General features: G+C 63.4%; 22 protein-coding genes. 14 read left to right on the top strand and 8 right to left on the bottom strand.

The window, feature by feature from the left end; all coding sequences use genetic code 11:
- Positions 1 to 24: 24 nt before the first annotated feature.
- From J6524_RS04630 to J6524_RS04610, 5 genes are all read right to left on the bottom strand, one after another.
- Positions 25 to 981: an NUDIX hydrolase gene (locus tag J6524_RS04630; RefSeq protein ID WP_225669155.1), complete on the bottom strand. Its 957-nt coding sequence runs from the start codon at positions 979 to 981 to the stop codon at positions 25 to 27.
- A gap of 34 nt (positions 982 to 1,015) precedes the next feature.
- Positions 1,016 to 1,600: a hypothetical protein gene (locus tag J6524_RS04625; RefSeq protein WP_225669336.1), complete on the bottom strand. Its 585-nt coding sequence runs from the start codon at positions 1,598 to 1,600 to the stop codon at positions 1,016 to 1,018.
- Positions 1,601 to 1,840: 240 nt separating this feature from the next.
- A complete protein-coding gene (locus tag J6524_RS04620) occupies positions 1,841 to 3,121 on the bottom strand; it encodes an O-acetylhomoserine aminocarboxypropyltransferase (RefSeq protein WP_225669154.1) in 1,281 nt (426 codons plus the stop codon).
- A gap of 144 nt (positions 3,122 to 3,265) precedes the next feature.
- The gene (locus J6524_RS04615; protein ID WP_225669153.1) at positions 3,266 to 3,850 is read right to left on the bottom strand and encodes a CoA-binding protein; all 585 of its coding nucleotides are present in this window, start codon (positions 3,848 to 3,850) and stop codon (positions 3,266 to 3,268) included.
- A 128-nt stretch (positions 3,851 to 3,978) separates the two neighbouring features.
- Positions 3,979 to 4,803: an enoyl-CoA hydratase gene (locus J6524_RS04610; protein ID WP_225669152.1), complete on the bottom strand. Its 825-nt coding sequence runs from the start codon at positions 4,801 to 4,803 to the stop codon at positions 3,979 to 3,981.
- Positions 4,804 to 4,888: 85 nt separating this feature from the next.
- On the opposite strand from J6524_RS04610, the gene J6524_RS04605 reads away from it, so the two are divergent.
- The 4 genes from J6524_RS04605 (at position 4,889) to J6524_RS04590 (ending at position 7,865) form a co-directional block, all read left to right on the top strand.
- Positions 4,889 to 5,317 carry a PaaI family thioesterase gene (locus J6524_RS04605; RefSeq protein ID WP_225669151.1) on the top strand — a complete coding sequence of 143 codons (429 nt, stop codon included), beginning with the start codon at positions 4,889 to 4,891 and terminating at the stop codon, positions 5,315 to 5,317.
- 153 nt (positions 5,318 to 5,470) lie between these two features.
- A complete protein-coding gene (gene rplM / locus J6524_RS04600; protein ID WP_171712483.1) occupies positions 5,471 to 5,935 on the top strand; it encodes a 50S ribosomal protein L13 in 465 nt (154 codons plus the stop codon).
- A 1-nt stretch (position 5,936) separates the two neighbouring features.
- Positions 5,937 to 6,413, top strand: coding sequence for a 30S ribosomal protein S9 (rpsI, locus tag J6524_RS04595; protein WP_225669150.1), 477 nt, complete (start codon positions 5,937 to 5,939; stop codon positions 6,411 to 6,413).
- Positions 6,414 to 6,647: 234 nt separating this feature from the next.
- Positions 6,648 to 7,865, top strand: a complete 1,218-nt coding sequence (locus tag J6524_RS04590; RefSeq protein WP_225669149.1) for a GGDEF domain-containing protein — start codon at positions 6,648 to 6,650, stop codon at positions 7,863 to 7,865.
- Here J6524_RS04590 and J6524_RS04585 read toward each other — a convergent pair whose 3' ends face one another.
- Entirely contained in the window at positions 7,866 to 8,711 is an 846-nt protein-coding gene (locus J6524_RS04585) for an IclR family transcriptional regulator (protein WP_225669148.1), read from the bottom strand. It lies immediately after the preceding gene.
- Between the two features lie 157 nt (positions 8,712 to 8,868).
- On the opposite strand from J6524_RS04585, the gene J6524_RS04580 reads away from it, so the two are divergent.
- The 7 genes from J6524_RS04580 (at position 8,869) to J6524_RS04550 (ending at position 15,978) form a co-directional block, all read left to right on the top strand.
- On the top strand, positions 8,869 to 9,792 hold the full coding sequence (locus J6524_RS04580; protein WP_225669147.1) for a dihydrodipicolinate synthase family protein: 924 nt from the start codon (positions 8,869 to 8,871) through the stop codon (positions 9,790 to 9,792).
- Positions 9,793 to 9,817: 25 nt separating this feature from the next.
- Complete coding sequence (locus J6524_RS04575; protein WP_225669146.1) at positions 9,818 to 11,281, top strand: FAD-binding oxidoreductase; 1,464 nt, start codon at positions 9,818 to 9,820, stop codon at positions 11,279 to 11,281.
- A gap of 2 nt (positions 11,282 to 11,283) precedes the next feature.
- Positions 11,284 to 12,390, top strand: a complete 1,107-nt coding sequence (locus J6524_RS04570) for a four-carbon acid sugar kinase family protein (protein ID WP_225669330.1) — start codon at positions 11,284 to 11,286, stop codon at positions 12,388 to 12,390.
- On the top strand, positions 12,387 to 13,424 hold the full coding sequence (gene pdxA, locus J6524_RS04565; RefSeq protein ID WP_225669145.1) for a 4-hydroxythreonine-4-phosphate dehydrogenase PdxA: 1,038 nt from the start codon (positions 12,387 to 12,389) through the stop codon (positions 13,422 to 13,424). The genes J6524_RS04570 and pdxA overlap by 4 nt, the downstream gene beginning before the upstream one ends.
- Before the next feature lie 16 nt (positions 13,425 to 13,440).
- Positions 13,441 to 14,571, top strand: coding sequence for an iron-containing alcohol dehydrogenase (locus J6524_RS04560; RefSeq protein ID WP_225669144.1), 1,131 nt, complete (start codon positions 13,441 to 13,443; stop codon positions 14,569 to 14,571).
- A 57-nt stretch (positions 14,572 to 14,628) separates the two neighbouring features.
- A complete protein-coding gene (locus J6524_RS04555) occupies positions 14,629 to 15,600 on the top strand; it encodes a Bug family tripartite tricarboxylate transporter substrate binding protein (protein ID WP_225669143.1) in 972 nt (323 codons plus the stop codon).
- A gap of 141 nt (positions 15,601 to 15,741) precedes the next feature.
- Complete coding sequence (locus J6524_RS04550) at positions 15,742 to 15,978, top strand: hypothetical protein (protein WP_225669142.1); 237 nt, start codon at positions 15,742 to 15,744, stop codon at positions 15,976 to 15,978.
- Between the two features lie 8 nt (positions 15,979 to 15,986).
- Here J6524_RS04550 and J6524_RS04545 read toward each other — a convergent pair whose 3' ends face one another.
- The gene (locus tag J6524_RS04545; RefSeq protein ID WP_225669141.1) at positions 15,987 to 18,140 is read right to left on the bottom strand and encodes a carboxypeptidase-like regulatory domain-containing protein; all 2,154 of its coding nucleotides are present in this window, start codon (positions 18,138 to 18,140) and stop codon (positions 15,987 to 15,989) included.
- A 206-nt stretch (positions 18,141 to 18,346) separates the two neighbouring features.
- On the opposite strand from J6524_RS04545, the gene J6524_RS04540 reads away from it, so the two are divergent.
- Positions 18,347 to 18,649, top strand: coding sequence for an antibiotic biosynthesis monooxygenase family protein (locus tag J6524_RS04540; protein WP_225669140.1), 303 nt, complete (start codon positions 18,347 to 18,349; stop codon positions 18,647 to 18,649).
- A gap of 5 nt (positions 18,650 to 18,654) precedes the next feature.
- On the opposite strand, the gene J6524_RS04535 is transcribed toward J6524_RS04540, so the two are convergent.
- Entirely contained in the window at positions 18,655 to 19,779 is a 1,125-nt protein-coding gene (locus J6524_RS04535) for an AI-2E family transporter (protein ID WP_225669139.1), read from the bottom strand.
- A 151-nt stretch (positions 19,780 to 19,930) separates the two neighbouring features.
- Between J6524_RS04535 and J6524_RS04530 the strand changes: the two genes are divergently transcribed.
- A complete protein-coding gene (locus tag J6524_RS04530) occupies positions 19,931 to 20,626 on the top strand; it encodes a hypothetical protein (RefSeq protein ID WP_225669138.1) in 696 nt (231 codons plus the stop codon).
- Positions 20,627 to 20,749: 123 nt separating this feature from the next.
- Positions 20,750 to 21,520 carry a gamma-glutamyl-gamma-aminobutyrate hydrolase family protein gene (locus tag J6524_RS04525; protein WP_225669137.1) on the top strand — a complete coding sequence of 257 codons (771 nt, stop codon included), beginning with the start codon at positions 20,750 to 20,752 and terminating at the stop codon, positions 21,518 to 21,520.
- Positions 21,521 to 21,636 lie beyond the last annotated feature (116 nt).

The raw sequence follows: 21,636 nt of genomic DNA, 5'->3' as shown, positions 1-21,636 counted from the left end.
TACTTATCCTGAGCATAACCGAAGTCAAGTGCGCGAAAGGGGAAGCTTGGTTCCGGCGACGGCCCGTTCCGCTAAGACGGCATGGCGGAACCGGAAAAGTTTGGCGGGACGACCGACAGCCTCAGTGGCGATTGCGCCAGTTTCCTCAACGAGTTGCTGTTGCTCGATCAGGCGGCGGAAATTCTGTTTGTGTACCAGGCGGCCTGCAAGAGCCTCAACACTGCGTTGCAGTTGCAGCAGGGTGAATTCCGCCGGCATCAGCTCGAATACTACGGGACGGTATTTGATTTTGGCGCGCAGCCGCGCGATCCCGGTGGCGAGAATGCGGCGGTGATCGCCCGTCATTTGGCGACCGGGAATGACAGTCGTGGCCGCAGCCCCATCACGAACCGCTTCTGGAATCAGGCCGGCCTCATAGAGCAATTCATAACGCTGCAGCACCAGCTCTTCATTCCATTCGCGATCGTCGAAGCCGAAAGTGATGGCGGCGCGTTGCCAGCGTTCGCGCTGCAGGCTGGTGCTGGCGGCAGATTTCGACCACGCCTTAAGCCGGGCCGCCAATGTCTTTGCGAGCGATGGGGGGAGGCCGGCCCGCTGATCTTCCCACGGGAAATATTCATACCAGCCGGACCAATGCGCCTCAAAACCCCGGCCGACCTTGTCCTCGCGCGTCAGCCCCAGATAGCTGATCGAGATCGAATGCAGCGATTTGGCATCGCCCGCCCGCCCGCGATCGGCGAAGGTGTAGAGCTGCTCGACATAGCCGAGCGGATGGCCGGTCTGCGCCTCGACCCATGCGCGCAGCCCTGTCTGTAACGAACGGTGCGCAAATTCGAACGGGCCGCTCGGCAGGGCGCCGCCGTTTGCGATGGTCATGATCTTCGGCTCGCCCTCGGTGACGGCGACGAGGACGGCGACCAGATCCGCCGTGATCGCATTGGCTGCGCTTGTCCTTAAGGCCTTCTGCGGTGCCCCTGCCACGTCGCGTCCGTCTCCGTTGTTGGCCTATGCGCGTTTAGCAATATCCGTAGACACCGCAAGCGTATGGCAGGCGGTTCCAATACGGCTCATAGGGACCGCCATAATAGGGGCCGTCATAGCTGTAGGAATGACTGGTCCCGTAATAGCCGGGCAGGGTTGATGAGCCCGGCAACAGCGGCGTGCCGAAGACGCGCGGCGCGTAGGGCACCACACTGGTCGGCGTGAAAAGCACGTCGGGATCCTCTTCCTCGACCACCAGCGTGCGGCCGCGCCGCACGTAAAGCGGCGGCGCCGCGGGCGCAACCGTAGTTCTGTAATTGTAATGCGCGCGGGGCAGGCCGGGCGGCAACTGGCTGGCGGCAAGCGCCGCGGCGCGCCTGCCGGCGGCAGCCTTCTCGGCGCGCTGCACTGCGGCTGGGCTTTTGGCGGGCTTGGCGGCGGCCGGGCTGTCCTTCGGCTTGGCCGTTGCCGGGTTATCGGCGGGTGCGGCGGCCGCCGGTGGGTCGGCGGGCTTTGCTGCTGCGGGGCCATCGCCGGTCTGCGTGGCTCCGGGGCTCTGGGCGGCAGCGGTTCCGGCCGCGAAAATCGCGACCAGAATGGGTGTCATCCAGCGCAGCATCATTGGCTCCGAATCATCGAGGGCGGCTCGTCGTTATTTTATGCCGGAATGAGCGTTAACGAGAGGCTTGTGATGGCGAGCTGGGGCACTGGAGCAGGCGGGTCCGGGCTCTAACCCCGTCATTGCGAGGAGCTCGCGACGAAGCAATCGATCTATCCGGTATGCCGCGCTTGCTTCGCGGAGCCTGTCATCCGGCGGCGCTTTGCGCCGACCGGGTGGCTCGCAATGACGGCGGAGGCATCACGCGCTCAGCGCCTGCTCCAGATCCGCGATCAGATCTTCCTTATCCTCGATGCCGATCGACAGGCGCACGACGTCCGGGGCGGCGCCCGATCTTATCTTCGCGGCGTCATCAAGCTGGCTGTGCGTAGTCGATGCCGGATGAATCACGAGTGACCGGGTATCGCCGACATTGGCGAGGTGTGAGAACAGCTTCAGGTTCGACACCAGGTTGACGCCGGCGTCATAGCCGCCGCGCAGGCTGAAGGTAAACACCGCGCCGGCGCCCTTTGGCGCATATTTGCGCGCGAGCTTGTTGTACTTGTCACTTGCGAGGCCCGCATAGTTCACCGCGGCCACCGCGGGATGACCGGCCAGAAATTCCGCGACTGCCTTGGCATTCTCGCAATGCTTCTGCATGCGCAGCGGTAGGGTCTCGATCCCGGTCAGGATCATGAAGGCGTTGAACGGCGACAGCGCCGGGCCGAGATCGCGCAGGCCCAGCACGCGGCAAGCGATCGCGAAGGCAAAATTGCCAAAAGTCTCCTGGATCCGGATGCCGTGATATTCCGGCCGCGGCTCGCTGAGCATCGGATATTTGTTGTCCTTCGACCAGTCGAAGGTGCCGCCGTCGACAATGATGCCGCCGAGCGAATTGCCGTGACCGCCGAGAAATTTCGTCAGCGAGTGTACGACGATATCGGCGCCATGATCGATCGGCTTGGTCAGGTAGGGCGTCGCCAGCGTATTGTCGACGATCAACGGCACGCCGGCTTTGCGCGCCACTTCGGCGATCGCCTCAATGTCCGTGATGCTGCCGGCGGGATTGGCGATCGATTCGATGAAGATCGCCTTGGTGCGCGGCGTCACCGCGCGCTCGAAGCTTGCGATATCGTCTGGGTCGGCCCACGCGACGTTCCAGCCAAAGCTCTTGAACGCATGGGTGAACTGGTTGATCGAACCGCCATAGAGTTTTCGCGCGGCAATGAACTCGTCGCCTGGCATCAGCAACTGTTGCAGCACGACGACCTGCGCCGCATGCCCCGAGGCGACCGCCAGTGCCGCGGTGCCGCCTTCCAGCGCAGCCATGCGCTCTTCCAGGACGGCGGTGGTCGGGTTGCCGATGCGGGTATAGATGTTGCCGAACGCCTGCAGGCCGAACAGCGAGGCGGCATGGTCGGCATCATTGAACACGAAAGACGTCGTCTGATAGATCGGCGTCACCCGCGCGCCGGTGGTGGGATCGGGCTGCGCGCCGGCATGCACGGCAAGTGTCGAAAATCCCGGGAGACGGTCGGTCATTCTAGCGTCCTGTTTGGCTTATTCGAATGCGCGGCATGCTGATGGTAGCCGCGTCCGCCGTCAAGGCGAGGCATTAGTGCGTAGCGGATTGAAAAGGGCCTGCTTCGTCAGCTCGTATCTTCGAAATGATCGTTTCGCGTTGCTTCACATCAGCTGGTTTTTGTTCTTTGCGGCGCGATCCGATGCCGTCGTCGCGGCGCCGCCGACGCTCATCCGATTCAGCGACAGGCGCATGCCTTGCGTCGGTATCGGAGCGCGTTTTGAGCTTAGCGTTCGCGAATTAACTCCCATCCACGAAATTTCCGACGACAGCCGCCCATATTCGATCTTCGGGCAGCGGTTCATCACGACTTTGAGACCGGCGGCTTCGGCTTTCGCGGCAGCCGCATCGTCACGCGCACCAAGCTGCATCCAGATCACCTTCGGCAGCGGCGATAACGTCAGCGCCTCGTCGACAACAGGCATGATATGCGCGGAACTGCGGAAGATATCGATCATGTCGACGGGACGGCCGATCTCCGACAGCGAGGCGACAAAGGGCTTGCCGAGCAGGCTCTTGCCGACATGGCCGGGATTGACCGGGATCATGTCGTAGCCGCGCTGCGCCAGATATTTGAAAGCGAAGTAGCTCGGCCGCACATTGACCGGCGAGGCGCCAACCATCGCGATCGACTTCACGGAGTTGAGAATGCCGCGGATGTAATTGTCGTCGTAATTGTCGTGGTTCATCTTGATCCTGCACAGTCATTCCGGGGCTCGCGAAGCGAGAACCCAGGAATCTCGAGATTCTCAGGTGCGCAATTGCGCACCATAGTTCGATGCTCCGCATCGCCCCGGAATGACGACGCTACGCGTCGTCATTTATCCTGCCATTTCGGCTCGCGCTTCTCGATGAAAGCGCCGATGCCTTCCTCGGCGTCGCGCGCCATCATGTTCTCGGTCATCACTTCCGCCGCATACCGGTAGGCGTCGGCAAGGTTCATTTCGGCCTGGCGATAGAACGCCTCTTTGCCGAGCTTCACCGTATAGGCTGACTTGAGCGCCACTTTCTGTGCCAGCGCGATCGCCGCATCGCGTTCGGTGCCGGCGGCCACCACGCGGTTGACGAGACCGATATTCTTCGCCGTCGTCGCCGAAATAGGTTCGCCCGTGAGCAGCATCTCCATCGCCTGCTTGCGCGGGACGTTGCGGGAGAGCGCCACCATCGGCGTCGAGCAGAACAGGCCGATATCGACGCCCGGCGTGGCGAAGCCTGCGGCCTCGGAGGCGACTGCGAGATCGCAGCTTGCCACGAGCTGGCAGCCGGCGGCGGTCGCGATACCTTGCACGGCGGCGACGACAGGCTTCGGCAGATTTACGACCGCCTGCATCATCGCGCTGCAGGCATTCATGATCTGCCCGAAATAGGCACGGCCGCGATCGGGATCGCTGCGGCGCGCGGTCAATTCCTTCATGTCATGGCCGGCGGAGAAGGCTGGACCGTTGGCCGCAATGACGACGGCGCGAACGCTGTTGTCGCCGTGGATTTCCTTCAGCGCGCCATGCAGCTCGGCAATCAGGCCTTCCGACAGGCTGTTGCGCGCCGCCGGCCGGTTGAGGGTGAGCACGCGGATACTGCCGACATTTTCCTGCAGCAGGATTGGCGGTTGCGGTGTGGGTGCGCGGGCGGTCTGGGCGGGCATCTCTGAGGTTTCCACTCCAGGATTTTCGTTTGGGTTTTGCTGACAAGGTAATGTAACAGGCACTCTGAATCGAGGGCAGGGCGGCATGGCAGAAGCGAAAATGAGCGTGGCTGAGCTGGAGAAGTTCCTCCGGGAGGAATTTCCGCAAGCTTTCAGCGATGGCGATATCACTATCGAGAACGCCGATGGCGAGACCTGCCTGCTGCGGCGTCGCTATGATGAGCGCATGCTGCGACCGGGCGGCACGGTGTCGGGTCCGACGCTGATGGCAATGGCCGATTTCGCGATGTATGTGGTGCTGCTCTCGGCGATCGGACCGGTCGGACTTGCGGTAACTACCAACCTCAACATCAATTTCCTGCGCAAGGGGCAGCCCGGACAGGACGTGCTGGCCGCGGCGCGGCTCCTGAAGCTCGGCAAGCGGTTGGCGGTCGGGGAGGTCAACCTGCTGTCGGGTTCATCGCCCGATCCGATCGCCCATGTGACGGCGACCTATTCCATTCCAACCAAATGAGGTTTTGGGTGGTAATATCGCACCATATTTTTAAGCCATTGTTTTTATTCGTGTAACTTGCAAACATGGGCGTTGACTGTCAACATTCCGTTCTCTAGAAACGCGCCAGTTCGGCGCATCTGGCGCCGGTTTCCATTTTCACGGATTTCTCACATGAAAACCTATTCGGCAAAGCCCGCCGAGGTGACGAAGAAGTGGGTCGTGATCGACGCCAAGGGTCTGGTTGTCGGCCGTCTTGCCACCCTGGTCGCCATGCGCCTGCGCGGCAAGCACCTGCCCACCTACACCCCGCATGTCGACTGCGGCGACAACGTGATCATCATCAACGCGGCGCATGTCGTGCTGACCGGTCGCAAGCGGGACAACAAGGTCTACTACAAGCACACCGGCTTCATCGGCGGCATCAAGGAACGCACCGCCAAGCAGATCCTCGAGGGGCGTTTCCCCGAGCGCGTGGTCGAGAAGGCCATCGAGCGCATGATCCCGCGCGGTCCGCTCGGCCGCGTGCAGATGGGCAATCTGCGCGTCTATCCCGGCGCCGAACACCCGCATGAAGCCCAGCAGCCCGAGAAGGTTGATATCGCTTCGATGAACCGCAAGAACATGAGGGCCGCATAAGATGTCGGATACCATGCAGTCGCTCGACCAGTTGGCGTCGCTGAAGACGGCCGCTCCGGAAGCGCCGAAGTACGTCAAGAAGGTCGACAAGTACGGCCGCGCCTATGCCACCGGCAAGCGCAAGGACGCGGTCGCCCGCGTCTGGATCAAGCCCGGCGCCGGCAAGATCACGGTCAACACCCGCGAGGTCGAAGTCTATTTCGCCCGTCCGGTTCTGCGCATGCTGATCCAGCAGCCGCTGGTCGCCGCCGCGCGCAGCGGCCAGTATGACGTGATCTGCACCGTCGCCGGCGGTGGTCTGTCGGGCCAGGCGGGTGCCGTGCGTCACGGCATCTCGAAGGCGCTGACGAACTTCGAGCCGGATCTGCGCGGCGTGCTGAAGAAGGGCGGCTTCCTGACGCGGGACTCCCGTACCGTCGAACGCAAGAAGTACGGCCGGGCGAAAGCGCGCAAGTCGTTCCAGTTCTCGAAGCGCTAATCGCTTCGCTAAAATTGCAGCGATCGCTGCACGCATCGGATGAAAAAGGGCGCCAATCGGCGCCCTTTTTTGCTTAACATTTAGTGATCAGTTACCACGGGTTTTCCTGAAAACTTGCTTACCTGCGCAAACGGATTTGGAACACGGCGCTTCTAGTGTCGATGATGCGATGGCGCGAAATTGCATTTTCAGTGTGCGCCGAACAAGTTGCATCACACGCGTTCGGGTGAGCCCATGTCGTTCGATACTTCCACGTTATATTTGTTCGCCACGATGGTCGCAGGCATGCTCGGGGCCATGCTGCTGCTGTTCGGCAAGCAGGAAAACATCCCGGCTTTGAAGTGGTGGGGAACGGCCTATCTGCTTGGCTCGGCCTCGGTGGCGATCTGGACCATCGGCGGCGACAAGCTCGGCGAGCCGCTGTTGCTGGCGCTGCATGCGGTCGGCTTTGTAGCCTGCGGCATGGTCTGGAACGCTTCGCGCGTATTCCATGGCCGCAAACCGAATCTGCTGGGCCTTTTGCTCGGCGCGGTCGTGTGGGTCGGCGCGGTGCTGGCGCTGCCGTCGATGAACCCAGCCATTCGGTTGATCCTCGGTGCGATGATCGTCGCGATCTATGCCGGGCTGACGGCTTCCGAATTGTGGAGCGAGCGGCGGCGCACGATGCAAAGGCGCTGGCCGACCATAGCCGTACCGGTGATGCATGGATGCGTGCTGGCGCTACCGATCCTGCTTGGCAGCCTGTTGCGCCCGCATGACGAAACCTTCGCCAGCAGCATCTGGGTGACGGCGTTCTCGATCGAACTGATACTCTATGCAATCGGCACCGTGTTCGTGATCTTCATGCTGGTGTCGGATCGCGCCGTGACGGTGCACAAGACCGCGGCTTCGGTCGATCCTCTGAGTGGCATGCTGAACCGCCGCGGCTTTACGGAAGCCTCCAACCGGGTGATCGAACGCGAGGCCGCCGCGGGGCGGCCGGTGACGGTGATGATTTTCGACATCGACCATTTCAAGAGCATCAACGACCGCTTCGGTCATCCCGCGGGCGACGAGATCCTCAAACTGTTCTCTACCGTGGTGCTCAGCAATCTGCGCATCAGCGATCTATCGGGGCGCATCGGCGGCGAGGAGTTCGCGGCGTTGTTGGCGTGCCCGCTGGCGGAGGGCGTGATCGTGGCCGAGCGGGTGCGCGAGGCATTCGAGGCGTCCAACATCGTTTGCGAGGAAGGGCCGGTCGACACCACCGTCAGCATCGGAGTCGCGGGCGGGCCGGCAGGCACGGAGCTCGAGGTGCTGCTGGCGGCGGCCGATACCGCGCTCTATCAGGCCAAGCGCACCGGTCGTAACCGCGTCGAGGCTGCGGAAGAGCTGCCGCTGTCCGTGGCTAACTGGCGGCGCAATCGCGCCGGCGCCAAGGCTTCGCAACGCCAGGCGGGGGCGACGACGTAGCTAGCCGGATACGCCGGATTTGACCGCCAGGTTCTGCGCAAGAGCCGCGGCGCGCTTCAGCTGGGGAAGCGCCTTGTCCTGGAAGACGGCCATTTCCATGCGCGTCGCGTCCACCGTGACGCTCAGGCCCGCAACAACCGAACCTTGCGCGCCGAAGATAGGCGCAGCCAGTGTGCGGAGACCATAAGCATTTTCGCCGTCGGAAACTGCGTGGCCCTGCTGCCTGACCAGATCGAGCCGGTCGAGCAGGGCATCGAGATCTGTCAGGGTTCGCTCCGACAATTTGATCCGCGGCCGCGCTTCCAGACAGCGAATCTGCTCCTCCCTTGGCAGATAAGCCAGCATGACGTGGCCGAGCGCGGCGCTGTACGCAGGAATGCGCGTGCCAGGGCGACGATCGATCTTGTGCCGGTCGAGTCCCGTGCTGACTCTGGCGAGATAGATCACGTCGCCGCCATCAAGCGCGCCGAGTGATGCGGCATCGCCGACGGAAGGCGCAAGTTCGCGCAGCAACGGCTCGGTCAGAGCGCGGAGCGTTCCCCCTGACAGGACCGTGTAGCCGAGGTCGAGACAGGCAACGCCGAGCCGAAACCGGCGGCTCTGCGGAACGGTTTGGAGATAGCCAAGCTCGACGAGAGTCTGGATCAGCCGAAATGCGGTTCCGCGATCGAGATTGGCGCGCGCGGCAATCTCGCTGAGCGTCAGCTCAAAAGCCTCGCTCGTGAAACTCTGCAGCACGGCGAACGCCTTGCCGACCGATGCTACGTAGTTCTTTGGGTTGCTATTGAGATTCTTCTTTGCGGTCTTCGGGGTATTGCCCGAAGCGAGCCCGGCAGCCTTGGCCATCATCTCCTCAATACCTGCCTTGCAACGAACGATCGGGCGTAACCCTTGACGGGACGCCGGCACGGTTCTAGGGAAGCGCAACAGAAGATAACATATGTTCGCATTCCGAACAACGATTTTTCGGGGCGAAACGATTTTCAGGCGATCGGAGGAAATCTTGGCGACATGGTCTCTTCATCCGCAGGGCGTGTTCTGCGCCGCACTGACGCCGCTCGACGCGGAGCTGGCGCCCGACCACGCGCGGTTCATCGCGCACTGCCGTTACCTCCTGGGCGAAGGCTGCGACGGCATCGCCTTGCTCGGCACGACTGGAGAAGCCAATTCCTTTTCGGTCGGCGAGCGCACCTCGCTGCTCGAGGCGGTCGTGCGGGATGGTATCGCGCCAAGCCGTCTGCTTCCCGGCACCGGCGTGGCGGCGCTCAGCGATACGATCGCGCTGACGCGCCATGCGCTCTCTCTCGGCGTCGATACCGTGGTGATGCTGCCACCGTTCTACTACAAGGCCGTCACCGATGACGGCGTCTATGCGTCCTATAGCGAAGTCGTGCAGCGGATTGGCGATGCCCGGCTGCGGATCCTGCTCTATCATATTCCACAGATGTCGATGCAGCCGATCTCGCATGCGCTGATCGAGCGGCTGCGTTCGGCCTATCCGGCGACCTTCGTCGGTATCAAGGATTCCTCCGGTGATTTCGCCAATATGACCGCGATGGTCGAGCGCTTTCCGGGTTTTGCAGTCCTGACCGGCGCGGATCCACTGCTGTTGCCGCTGCTGCGCAAGGGCGGCGCGGGATGCATCACCGCGACCTCCAATCTCGTTGCGCGCGATCTTGCCTATGTCTACCGGCATTTCCGCGACGGCGACGATGACGCCGCGCTTGCGGCGGCGCAGGCGCGCATCATGAGGGCCCGCGAACTCGTCTCACGTTTTCCGCAGATGGCATCGCTGAAGGCGCTTGTTGCCGAGCGCACCGGCCATGCCGGTTGGCAACGCCTCCGCCCGCCGCTGGAATCTCTGCCGCCGTCGCAGGTGAAGGAGCTGCTTGCTGCCGCCGGCGAGCTTGCCGCCGTAACAGCTTAGCGTGGATGGGCGACGAGGCGACCTGATGTCTGGATCCCCCCAGGAAGTCCTTGCTGGATTGGCTGATATCGTCGGCAACAATCATGTCATCGATTCCGCCGGCGATCAGGAGCCCTATGTGACGGACTGGCGCGGGCGGTATCGCGGTCGCGCCATCGCTGTCGTTCGGCCTGGCTCGACGGATGAAGTCGCGGCGGTCGTCCGGCATTGCGTCGAAAGGCAGCTAGCGATCATCCCGCAGGGCGGCAACACCGGGATGTGCGGCGCTGCGACGCCGGATGACGGCGCATCCAATGTCGTGATCCGGCTCGATCGCATGCGGCGCGTGCGCGACGTGAGCCCGCTCGCCAATACGATCACGGTGGAGGCCGGCTGCATCCTTGCCGAAGTGCAGGCCGCGGCGACGGCCGTTGACCGTTATTTTCCGTTGAGCCTCGGGGCCGAGGGCTCCTGCCAGATCGGCGGCAACATCTCGACCAATGCCGGCGGCACGGCAGTGCTGCGTTACGGGCCTATGCGCGATCTGGTGCTCGGGCTGGAAGTGGTGCTGCCGGATGGACGCGTCTTCAACGGCCTGCGTGCGCTGCGCAAGGACAACACAGGCTATGCGCTCAAGCAGCTTTTCATTGGCGCGGAAGGCACGCTCGGCATCGTGACCGCGGCGGTGCTGAAACTGTTCGCGCCGCCGCGCAGTTCGGCTTTGGCGCTGCTCAAATTGCACAGCGTCGATCATGCCCTGCAGATCATGCAGCGCCTGCGCGGCGCGATCGGCGACCGGCTCGGCAGCCTCGAAATCATGTCACGCAGCCAGATCGAGGTGATTGCCGAGACCGTGCCGCATGTCGCCATTCCCTTTGAACTCACAACGCCGTGGTACCTGATCGTCGAGCTGACCGATACGCTGGCCGGGATCGATCTCAATGAGCCGCTCGCCAGCGCGCTTTCAGAAGCGATGGATGCCGGGCTGGCCGAGGATGCCGTGCTGGCGTCAAGCCTCGCTCAGGCGAAGGCGATCTGGGCGGTGCGGCACAGTGTCTCCGAAGGAAACAAACGCAGCGGTTATGTGGTGTCTCACGACAGCGTGGTCCCGCTGGACCGGCAGGCCGCGTTCGTCACTAATGTTGAGGCGAGGATCATGGCGGCCGTTCCCCATGCGCGCGTGGTCGTGCACGGACATATCGGCGACGGCAATATCCATGTGATCGCACTGATCGACCGCGATCGCTGCAGTGACCCGGCCGCAATTGCCGCGCTGGTGGCTGAGATCAACGAGATCGTCGACGACGAGACGGCGGCGCAAGGCGGCGCGATCAGCGCCGAGCACGGCATCGGCATCACCAATCGCGGCCGGCTGGCACGCGTGACCGATCCGCTCGATATCGGCCTGATGCGTGGTATCAAGCAACTGCTCGATCCGAACGGTCTGATGAATCCGGACAAGATCTTCGCGAGCGCTCTCCGCACGATCGGCAACGCGGGGGCGGCATGACGATGACGAGCGTCCGCCTTCTTGCCGACGATCTCACCGGTGCGCTCGACACCGCGGCTGAGTTTGTCGGGTTGTGTGGACCGTTCGATGTGACATGGCCGGAGGCGCTTTCGGTAAACGTTTCGCGGAGTCTTGCGATCGACAGCGGCACACGCGAGCTCGCGAAGGCTGATAGCGTCGAGATCGTTGGACAGCTTGCGCCGCTGCTGCACGAGGGCACGATCGCCTACAAGAAGGTCGACAGCCTGCTGCGCGGCGCGTGGGCAGCCGAACTCGGCGCCTGCTTGCGCACTGGTCATTGGGCCTCATGCGTCGTCGCGCCGGCCTTCGCGTATCAGGGACGCCGGACATGTGACGGACAGCAATTGGCGCGCACGCCGGAGGGTGACTGGTATCCGGTCGGACGAAATCTGCTGGCGCAGCTAAAGGCGGAGAATATCGACGCCCGGCAAGGCGGGCCCGACGCGTGGTCGCATGGCGGCGTTCAGGTCTTCGATGCCGAGAGCGATGGCGACCTCGATCGCGTGGTCGAGATCGGCCGGCGTCTGGCCGCACCCGTCCTGTGGTGCGGGAGCGGTGGTCTGGCCGGCGCCCTCGCGCGCGGTTGCCATGCCGACGCGCCGCGCCAATTGAAGAAGCCGGTGCTCGGATTGTTCGGTTCCGATCAGGCCGTCACGGCGTCGCAACTTGAAGCATGCGGCGAAGCCACCATCACGCTTGTCGAAGGCGAAGGCGCCACCCGGGTGCACCGTAAGCTTGTGGATAACGGCGTGGCGCTAGTGAAGTTTTCGCTGCCCGAGCGATTGTCACGTGCGGAGGCGGCGCGGCGGATCGCGGTCGAATTGACGTCGCTAATTTCGGCGCTTGAGCCTCCCGGCACATTGATTGTGGCAGGCGGCGAAACCTTGAAGGCCGTCTGCGTCGCGCTCGGCGCACAGGCGCTGCAAGTCACGGGCCGGATCGTGCCGGGCCTGCCGCGCTCGATACTTCAGGGCGGCCGCTGGGCCGGCGTCGACGTGATCTCGAAATCCGGAGCGTTTGGTACAAGGGAGCTCTGGCGCGAACTGCTCCAGGACAACCAATTGCTCAGCATGAGGAGCCCGACATGATCTCTCGCCATCTCGCAATCACCATGGGCGATCCGGCCGGGATCGGCCCGGAGATCATCGTCAAGGCCTGCATTAGCTTGCAGGACAGGATTGCGCGCGGTGATCTGCGGCTTCTGATCATCGGCAGCGGCGCCGCGCTGGAGAGCGCGAAGGCCGCGCTCGGCGCAAGCATCGCGATTCCGGAAGTGAGCGCCGAGGATCGCGATTGGCCGGGCCTTTGCTTTCTGCAGGCCGATGCCGAGGGCGCGCGGATCCATCCGGGCGTGCTCAGCGCCGACGGCGGACGGTTTGCCTTCAAGGCGGTCGAGCACGGCGTGCGGCTGACGCAGGCCGGCCGGACCGCGGCCATCGTCACGGCGCCCCTAAACAAGGAGGCGCTCAACAAGGCGGGCTACCACTATCCCGGCCATACCGAGATGCTGGCGCATCTCACCGGCGTGCGCGGCTCGGTGATGCTGCTCGCCCACGGCAACATGCGCGTCAGCCATGTCTCCACCCATGTGGCGCTGGAGGATGTGCCGAAGCGGTTGACCCCGGAGAGGCTCCGTCAGGTGATCGATCTCACCGACGACGCGCTGCGCCGGCTCGGCATCGCCCGCCCCAAGATCGCCATTGCGGCGCTCAACCCGCATGCGGGCGAGGGCGGGTTGTTCGGGCGGCAGGATATCGACGTTTCGGCGCCGACCATCGCCAAGGCGGTCGCCGATGGCCTCGATGTCGTCGGCCCGGTGCCGGGCGACACCATCTTCGTCAAGCTGCGCGCCGGCCAGTTCGATGCGGCGGTCGCGATGTATCACGACCAGGGGCACATTCCCGTGAAGCTGCTCGGATTTCAGGTCGATCCCGCGACCGGCCGCTGGCAGGAGCTTTCCGGCGTCAACATCACGCTCGGCCTGCCAATTATCCGCACCTCCGTCGATCACGGCACCGCCTTCGATATCGCCGGCAAGGGTATCGCCAACGAGCACAGCCTGATCGAGGCCATCGATTATGCCGAACGCCTGGCCGGCGGCACCTCCATAGCTCCAAAGTGATGAGAGCAGACGTCCAATGACCAATTCATTCACGCCGATCGAAATCCTTCGCCCCACCGTGGTCGAGTTCGGATGCGGAACGATCGTCGCAGCAGCACGGTTTGCGGAGCGGATCGGCGCGCGGCGGCCGCTGGTGATTTCGGATCTATTCAATGCGCGGCGCGTCGATCAACTGGGGCTGCCCGGAGTGGTCAAGGTGTTCGGCGACGTGAAGCCTGAGCCGGATCTGCCCAATCTCGAAAAGGCGGTGGCGATAGCGCGCGAGGCCGCGCCCGACCTTATCGTCGGCTTCGGCGGCGGCAGCGCAATGGATCTCGCCAAACTGGTAGCCGTGCTCTGTACGGGTGAGGTGGCCTTTGCCGACATCGTGGGCGCCGAGAAGGTTGCCGGTCGCAGCGTCGCGCTGATGCAGATTCCGACCACCTCGGGCACCGGCAGTGAGGCCGGCACCCGCGCGCTAGTCACGGACCCGGCCAGCCGCAACAAGCTCGCGGTTCAGAGCCGCTTCATGCTGGCGGATATCGCCATCGTCGATCCCGACCTGACGACGACCGTGCCGCGCGAGGTCACTGCCGCGACCGGCGTCGATGCGCTGGCCCATTGCGTCGAGGCCTATACCAGCCGCAAGGCGCATCCGGCCATCGATCTCTACGCGATCGAAGGTGCGCGGCTGGTCGGACGCTATCTGCGGCGTGCGGTGGCTGACGGCGGCGATCGCGAAGCGCGCGCGGGATTGGCACTGGCCTCCCTCTATGGCGGTTATTGCCTCGGTCCGGTGAATACGACGGCCGGCCACGCGGTAGCCTATCCGCTCGGCACGCGCCACCACATCGCTCATGGCCTCGCCTGCGCGGTGATCTTCCCGCATACGCTGGCTTTCAACATGCCGGCGACCTCGGCGAAGACGATCGCCGTATTGCATGCGCTCGGCCTGTCGGAACGTAACGTTCCGGTGGCGGCGTTCGAGGCCACGTATCGCTTCTGCGCCGATCTCGGCATCGAGATGCGGTTGTCCGCGCTCGGCGTTCCCAACGACGATCTCGGCGTCATGGCCGACGAGGCGCATGCCATTCGCCGCCTGCTCGACAATAACCCGCGCGATCTGAGCCGTGACGAAATTTTGCAGATGTACGAGACAGCCTTTTAGCCAGGCCGTGGCGGCGCACTGCATCAATCAATAACAGAGGAAGCAGAGGGAACTTCGATGAGATCAATGTGGCTTATTCTTGCGTCGGCGATGTTGCTGGCAACGGCGCCCGTGAAGGCGGAGGAGGCGTATCCTTCAAGACAGGTGAGCGTGATCGTTCCGTTCGCCGCGGGCGGCACCGCCGATATCTTCGCACGCATGGTGGCCAACCATCTTCAGGCGAAGCTGGGCAAGCCGTTCGTGGTCGAAAATGTCGGCGGCGCGGGCAGCATCGTCGGCGTGACGCGGCTGGCGCGTTCGGCGCCGGATGGTCTCACCCTTGGCCTCGCCAGCACATCGGCGCTTGCGATCAACCCGTCGCTGTATGGCCCCAAGCTCAGCTATCAGCCGGATAAGGATCTGCAGCCGGTCGTGCAGATCAGCGTCGTGCCCAACGTTCTCGTCGTCAACCCCGACAAAATCAAAGCGCGTACCGTGCCGGACCTGATCGCCTATCTGAAGGCCAATCCGGACAAGGTCTCTTTCGGTTCGGCCGGCGTCGGCACTTCGCAGCATCTGGCGGGCGAACTGTTCCAGCAGATGACCGGCACCAAGATGGTACACGTGCCCTACAAGGGCTCGAGCACGATGCTGACAGACCTTATCAGCGGCCAGATCGACCTTGCCTTCGACAATGTGCCGCTGCTGCTGCCGCAGGCCAAGGACGGCAAGCTTGCGCTGATCGCCGCCGCAACGCCCAAGCGCGCCTCGTTCGATCCTAATCTTCCCACTGTTGCCGAGTATCTGCCCGGCTTCGAGGCGGTGGCGTGGCACGGCTTCTTCGTTCCGGCGGCGACGCCGAAGCCGATTGTCGAAAAGCTGTCGACGGAAATCCGGGCGTTCATGCAGCAGCCGGAGACGATGCAGAAGATGGCCGAGCTCGGCGCCGACGCCGTGGCGCTGCCGGCAGAACCGTTTGCCGCCTACATCGCATCGGACACGGCGCGATGGAAAAAGGTCATCGAGGCCGCCAACATCAAGATGGAGTAGGGCGCAAATCGCGTTTTCCAATTCATCGCGTGCAAACAGGGCGATGCCTCCGGAGATTAACTCGATACTTTCGAACTTGTCTCCGGAGGGAAGCTTGAGCGGTAACCTCTCGTTTACCATTCGGTCCATATCATCTGAGGTATGGATTCACACAGCAGACGAAACCCACAGGCTGCCCTGGTGTCGCTCGAAGCGGCCGCAGCCTCGGCCCGCGGTGGGTTCGGCTGCCGGTTCTCGACCTCGGAAGAATACGAGATGGCGCTCATCACCGAGCGCCGTGCGCAGGGTCGTTACGATCAGCGCAGAATGCGCTGGCCTGCCATCATGTTCATCGGCTGCGCGCTGATAGTGGCCGGCACCGTGTTGCTGTTCGGCTGACCGCCTTCTCATTTCGCCAACGGATCAGGCCGTACCTGAATATGTACGGCGCGCGGCTTGGAACCTTTGCCGCCCTCCATCAGCCAGGGCGTGCGGTCGCCACTTGAGCTCCACAACCCGCGCCCTTTCCAGCCTGCATTCGGATCGTCAATGCGGCCGTCGAGGCCCTTGGCGAAAAAGCCGAGCGGATAGGGGATGCGCAGCATCACCATCTGGCCATCCTTGAGGGCGACGAAGCCATCGTTGAGGTTGGCGGTGGAGATCGGGATATTTTCACCAAGACCCACCGTGTTGTGGTGATCGACCCAGGTGTAATAGCTCGCTTCGGCGCTGGAGTTCTCAAAACCTTCGAAGCCGGGTCCGGGATACCTGAAGTAGGAGAATCCTTCCGGGCAGTGATTGCGGGTGGCTTCCGGCCCGCTTAGCGGGGCCTTGCATTTGCTGCGATCGAAACGGATCAGGCTGCCGTTCGAGCCCGAGCCCCAGAGCACGCCGTTTTTGTCGATGTCGCCGCCGCGAACGCCGATGCCCTCCTTCGGAATAGCATAGAACTCGGACAGTTTGGTCTTGGGATCGAAGCGCATGAAGCCGGGTTGGCCCGCGAACACGTTCACAGTGTACCAGACCGAACCGTCGGTCGGATGCGGCATCACGGCGTAGGGGCCTGAACCGGCGACCCGCATGTCCTTGCCAACCTCTACGGGCTTGCCCGGCTCGGTATATTCATCGAGCTTGCCATTGCCGCTGGTGTCGAGCACGAACGGCGCCCAGCCCTGCGCTTTGACGGCATCGCCGGTCTCGTCCCAAATCCTGGTGTTCACCCAACCGGCCACCGGGCCGGAGCCCGAGAGCCAAAGCGTATCGTCGGCATCGTAGCCGAACTGCGGATGATGGGTGCCGAAGCAGGTATCGATGAAGCTGTATTTCTCGGTCTTGGGATCGTACACCGTCACTTGGCGGCCTGACCGTTCCAGCGGGAAGGCCTTGGCGGACGGGTGGTCAGAGCCTTTGCGGCAGTACGCTGGATTTTCGATGCCGCGCACCGCTGCCGCGAGCCACAGGCGGCCCTTCTTGTCGAACATGCTGTTGTGGTTGTTGGCGCGCTGGCTCCAGATCTTCTCATCGCCCCAATAGGGCGAAGGGCTGAGCGGATTGAGCATGGCCGTGCCATGCAGTGGCGGGCCGAACGATTCCGGCGCGTTGGGATCGGCGACCGGCATCTTCGAGAACGTCACCTTGTGGGTCTTCGGATCGAGGATAGGCATGTCGTCGGATGAATATTCATTCGCGCCGAACAGCGGGCCATAGGCGTTGACCGTCGGGTAGCGGCGATCTGACGAAATCAGATCGTGGACGAAGTGCTTCTCGGTCGCCCATTCCCAGGAGGAGATGACGACATTGCGCTCGATGCCGGCCGGCCGCGGTGGTTTGGATTTCGGCAGTTCGCCCTTGGCGACCCGCTCGGTCCAGTCGCCGAAATACTTGAACGGCACGCCGCCGAGCTGGCCCGCGAGCCGGTTCACCATCAATTCCCCGGTCTGTCCGGATGAGACGCGGCGCATCCAGGCTTCCTCGTGCGATTTGAATTCGCCGAGCCCGCCCGGGATCGTGCGCGTGGATTCCTGGCCGAGCTGATGGCACCCGATGCAGTCGACATTGTTCATCCGCTGCCGCCAGATGTCCTGCGTGATCTCCTTCGGGATCTCCGTGCTGCCGCCGAAATCCTTCGCCGGCGGAATCTTCATCATCGTGTACCAGTAGATCGCCGAGTAGTAATGCGCCGCGGCCGCCTCGTTCGGCGCCGGCACCGCCGTGAGGTTGAGCTGCTGGCCCGGCTTGGCCCGCAGCTTCGGCGAATCCACCAGCCCGTAGCCACGGACCCAGATGGCGTAGTTCACGTTGGGCGGCAGATCAGGGATCACGTAGCGGCCCTGATCGTCGGTGACGACGATCTTGGCGAATTTGGTCGGCAGCTCGGTGGTTTCCGCAATTACCCAGACGCCAGCCTCCGGCCCGTTCGGTCCGCGCACCACACCGCCAATATCGTCCTTGTCGATTGCGACCGCCGGAGCCTGCTGTGCATGCGATGGGCCGGCCGCCAGGCTGAGCATGCTCGTCGCCGTGGCCAAGGTGAAGGAGAACAGGAGCCGACCGAGATTCATCGTTTCTCTCCCCGTGACCGTGAGCTTGTCGCTCTTGTTTGGCGCGAGCCTACACCAAAGAGGGTTGAGGCGAGAGCATGTCGCCTGCACGATTTCGTCATGCTTGGCGCGGCGAGCGTGCATCGCAGCAACTTGGGTGGCTTTGCCTTTTGCTTTTCCGACGGCTGGGCTAGACACGCCGGTTGTCATGTGGAGGCACAACTCGAATGATTACTGAAATCGCACAAATCGACGTCAAGCCGGGCACCGAGACGGATTTTGAAGCCGCCGTTGCCAAGGCGCGCCCGCTGTTCCTGCGCGCCAAGGGCGGCAAGGGCTTTGAGCTGCATAAATCGATCGAGAAGCCGCAGCGCTACCGGCTGGTTGCGCGGTGGGAGACCCTGGAAAACCACACCGTGGATTTCCGCGGCTCGGAGGATTTCGCCGCCTGGCGCGCGCTGGTCGGGCCGTATTTTGCTTCGCCTCCCGAGGTCGAACATACCGAGACAGTGCTGACCACGGCGGATTGAAGCCATCAGCCGGCCGCGATCGCGACCGGCGAAGCTTCCGCCTTGAAGTGATCGATCATCACCTTGGCGATCGCCATCAGGGGCAGCGCGAGCGCCAAGCCCCAGATGCCGAAGACGACGCCGAGCAGGATCTGGAACGCAAACAGCGTGGCCGGCGGAATGTCGAGCGCCTGGCGCTGGATGATCGGCGTCAGCACGTAGCTTTCCAGTGCGTGCACGCCGAGGAACAGGATGAAGGCGGAGAGGCCTGCGACCCATCCGGAGGCGAGGCTGGCCAGCACCACGATCAACCCGCCTAGGATCGCGCCGACGGTCGGGATGAAGGCGAGCAGCCCCGCTTGAATGCCCAGGATGAACGAGCTCTGGATGCCAATGATCGACAGCCCGATCCAGGTCACCAGGAACACCGCGGCCATGGTGATGATCTGCGCGATCAGCCAGCGCTCCAGCGTCTCCCCGATCCGGTCTACGATCATGATCGCGCGTGTACGGTGTCTCGCCGGCGCCATGAACAACAGTCCGTTGCGATAGACGCTGGGCTGGGTTGCGAACGCTATTCCCAGAAACAGCACGATGAAGAAGTTTCCGACGGCGCTCGCGGTACCCAGGATCAGCTTGAGGCTCTGGCTGAAGATGGCGCCGCCGCTCGCCGCAATCGTGCCGGCACTGGGAAGCGCGTGCGGCGTCGCGGCCGGCGCCGCCGGCGCGCCGTCATCCGAGGTCGACGACAGCGTGCCGAAATCGAAGAAGCTGGTATCGATGCCGTTCTGTTCCAGAAAGCCCTTGACGTTGACGAGTTGCGACTTGAGCGTCTTGCTCAGCGCCGTCGTCTGCTGCGCGATCGTGGTGCCGCCGAGGAAGACGATGCCCGACAGCATGCCCGCGACGATCAGGCACACGGCCGTCAGTCGCAGCGCATGGGGCAGTCGCACCACGCGCCCGAGCAGGTTGCTCATGGCATTGAGGGCGACGCCGAGCAGCATGCCGGTGAACAGCAAGAACAGCGTCGCGGCGAAGTGCCAGGTGAAAACCAGCAGGGCGGCGAACAGCACGACTCCGATGCCGCCGACCGAGATCGCCCACGCCAGATCGTTGCGGGCCTGAAGGCGATTGTCAGCGGGACCTGTCACGTTGATTCCTTCTCGTAAGAAATTTGCTGCGCCAGTCATTCGCCAAAAATCGACCTGGGATCAAGCGGCAGCGTACCCGCCGGTTTGACGCTCCCGCATTCGCTATGCCAAGCGGTGTGTCATCTGATATGGCGTCGTGGCGAGGGGTGAGATGTACTTCAAATGGTTCGGCCCGATCGCGCTGCTGGCGGCGCTGGTGATCGGCGATCAGATCAGGATCAACCGTCCCGCCCACAAATATCGGCTGACGGTCGAGGTCGAGACGCCGGAGGGACGCAAGTCGGCTTCCAGCGTCGTCACCGTCCATCCGGATCGCAGCTACACACGACGCGGTCAGACCCGCACCCTCGGCGATGCCGTTTTCGTCGATCTCGGACAGGGCAGGAATCTCGTCGCGCTGCTCGCGCATCTCGACAACAAGCTCGTGCTTGACGACATGAATTACGTGGCGTTGCGCGCTTATGGGGCGGCTGCGGGCAAGCGTGTGCCGTTCAGCGAAATGAGCCGGCAGACCGGCACAGTCCCGGTCAAGCGCGAACTGATTCCGGTGCTCGTCAGCTTTGTCGATCCCGCCCAACCCGGTACCGCGCGGCTGGTTGCGTACGACGACACTGAAGCCGTGCTCGGCAAGGGTTATCGGCTCGAGGGGATATCCGCAGAAGTGGTGCCGAACGGCTACTGGCCGCTCGATTTCGGCGGCGCGCTGGGCGAGCCGGTGACACGCGGGATCGAGGCCAAATTGCCGTGGCTGAACGGCGACGGCAACGCAGCCGCCACGGCGCTGCGGGCGGCCGGTTTGCCGGGGGTCGACGGTATCGACGCCCGGGAGGCCTTCACGCGAAAATAGCAGGGCAGCCCCGCTGCTTGTCGCCGGATATTGATCCGCCGCCCCGCCGCGGGCATTATCTTCGGCATACATGACCCAACCCAGAAGATCCCTGCACAGGACGATGACAGCGGAATTGTTGCGATGAAGCGGCCCGTGGTCGGGGTGATCGGGAACGCTTATCGCGTCGAAAATCGTTTCCAGACCCAAATGGTCGGCGAGCGCAATTTGCGCGCGGTCGTCGACGTCGCAGGCGGACTGCCGCTGATGTTTGCCGGCTCGCCCGAGATTACCGATATTGGCGCGCTGCTCGACGTTGTCGACGGCATCGTGCTGACCGGGGCGCGGGCCAATGTTCATCCGACCCGCTTCAAGACCGAGCCGCATGAAAAGCACGAGCCCTACGACATCCATCGCGACGACGTCGCGCTGGCGCTGGCGGAGGCCTGCGTCGCCCGCGGCGTGCCGATCTTTGGCATCTGCCGCGGTCTGCAGGAAATGAACGTCGCCTTCGGCGGTTCGCTGCACCCGGAGATCCGCGAGATTCCCGGACGTATGAACCACCGCATGCCGCGGCTGGAGAACGGCGAGATTCACCCCGACCCGACGGTCGTGTTTGCCGACCGCCACGACGTCCACCTCACGCCGGGCGGTACGTTCGCGAATCTGCTCGGCTGCGAAACCATCCGGGTGAACTCGCTGCACGGGCAGGGCATCCTCGAACCCGGCAAGCGCGTCGTCATCGAAGGCATCGCCGAGGACGGCACCATCGAGGCGATCCGGATCGCGGACGCGCCGAGCTTTGCGCTCGGCGTCCAGTGGCACGCGGAGTACGACGCGCAGCGGAACCCGATCAACCGAAAACTGTTCGAAGCATTCGGCGCGGCGCTCAAGGGGCATAAACCGGCGAACTGAGTGGCCACACGCCAGACGGGAGTGTTGCAGGTCGACACGATCCGTGGTTTTACGGGGCCGAAAGGATGGGATCGGCTCCGGGAAGTCGGCTAAGTCATTCGTCATCTCCAGACTGG

The organism is Bradyrhizobium hereditatis, assembly GCF_020329435.1.
GTDB classification, from domain to species: Bacteria; Pseudomonadota; Alphaproteobacteria; order Rhizobiales; family Xanthobacteraceae; genus Bradyrhizobium; species Bradyrhizobium hereditatis.
Note: the sequence above shows the minus strand (reverse complement) of the source record. Positions and strands in the feature narration are given on the sequence as shown.

Excerpts from the sequence above, each read along its gene's own strand:
- J6524_RS04625 (WP_225669336.1), bottom strand. The coding sequence starts at position 1,600 with ATGCTGCGCTGGATGACACCCATTCTGGTCGCGATTTTCGCGGCCGGA.
- J6524_RS04620 (WP_225669154.1), bottom strand. The coding sequence starts at position 3,121 with ATGACCGACCGTCTCCCGGGATTTTCGACACTTGCCGTGCATGCCGGC.
- J6524_RS04615 (WP_225669153.1), bottom strand. The coding sequence starts at position 3,850 with ATGAACCACGACAATTACGACGACAATTACATCCGCGGCATTCTCAAC.
- J6524_RS04610 (WP_225669152.1), bottom strand. The coding sequence starts at position 4,803 with ATGCCCGCCCAGACCGCCCGCGCACCCACACCGCAACCGCCAATCCTG.
- J6524_RS04605 (WP_225669151.1), top strand. The coding sequence starts at position 4,889 with ATGGCAGAAGCGAAAATGAGCGTGGCTGAGCTGGAGAAGTTCCTCCGG.
- rplM (WP_171712483.1), top strand. The coding sequence starts at position 5,471 with ATGAAAACCTATTCGGCAAAGCCCGCCGAGGTGACGAAGAAGTGGGTC.
- rpsI (WP_225669150.1), top strand. The coding sequence starts at position 5,937 with ATGTCGGATACCATGCAGTCGCTCGACCAGTTGGCGTCGCTGAAGACG.
- J6524_RS04590 (WP_225669149.1), top strand. The coding sequence starts at position 6,648 with ATGTCGTTCGATACTTCCACGTTATATTTGTTCGCCACGATGGTCGCA.
- J6524_RS04585 (WP_225669148.1), bottom strand. The coding sequence starts at position 8,711 with ATGGCCAAGGCTGCCGGGCTCGCTTCGGGCAATACCCCGAAGACCGCA.
- J6524_RS04575 (WP_225669146.1), top strand. The coding sequence starts at position 9,818 with ATGTCTGGATCCCCCCAGGAAGTCCTTGCTGGATTGGCTGATATCGTC.
- J6524_RS04570 (WP_225669330.1), top strand. The coding sequence starts at position 11,284 with ATGACGAGCGTCCGCCTTCTTGCCGACGATCTCACCGGTGCGCTCGAC.
- pdxA (WP_225669145.1), top strand. The coding sequence starts at position 12,387 with ATGATCTCTCGCCATCTCGCAATCACCATGGGCGATCCGGCCGGGATC.
- J6524_RS04560 (WP_225669144.1), top strand. The coding sequence starts at position 13,441 with ATGACCAATTCATTCACGCCGATCGAAATCCTTCGCCCCACCGTGGTC.
- J6524_RS04555 (WP_225669143.1), top strand. The coding sequence starts at position 14,629 with ATGAGATCAATGTGGCTTATTCTTGCGTCGGCGATGTTGCTGGCAACG.
- J6524_RS04550 (WP_225669142.1), top strand. The coding sequence starts at position 15,742 with ATGGATTCACACAGCAGACGAAACCCACAGGCTGCCCTGGTGTCGCTC.
- J6524_RS04545 (WP_225669141.1), bottom strand. The coding sequence starts at position 18,140 with ATGAATCTCGGTCGGCTCCTGTTCTCCTTCACCTTGGCCACGGCGACG.
- J6524_RS04540 (WP_225669140.1), top strand. The coding sequence starts at position 18,347 with ATGATTACTGAAATCGCACAAATCGACGTCAAGCCGGGCACCGAGACG.
- J6524_RS04530 (WP_225669138.1), top strand. The coding sequence starts at position 19,931 with ATGTACTTCAAATGGTTCGGCCCGATCGCGCTGCTGGCGGCGCTGGTG.
- J6524_RS04525 (WP_225669137.1), top strand. The coding sequence starts at position 20,750 with ATGAAGCGGCCCGTGGTCGGGGTGATCGGGAACGCTTATCGCGTCGAA.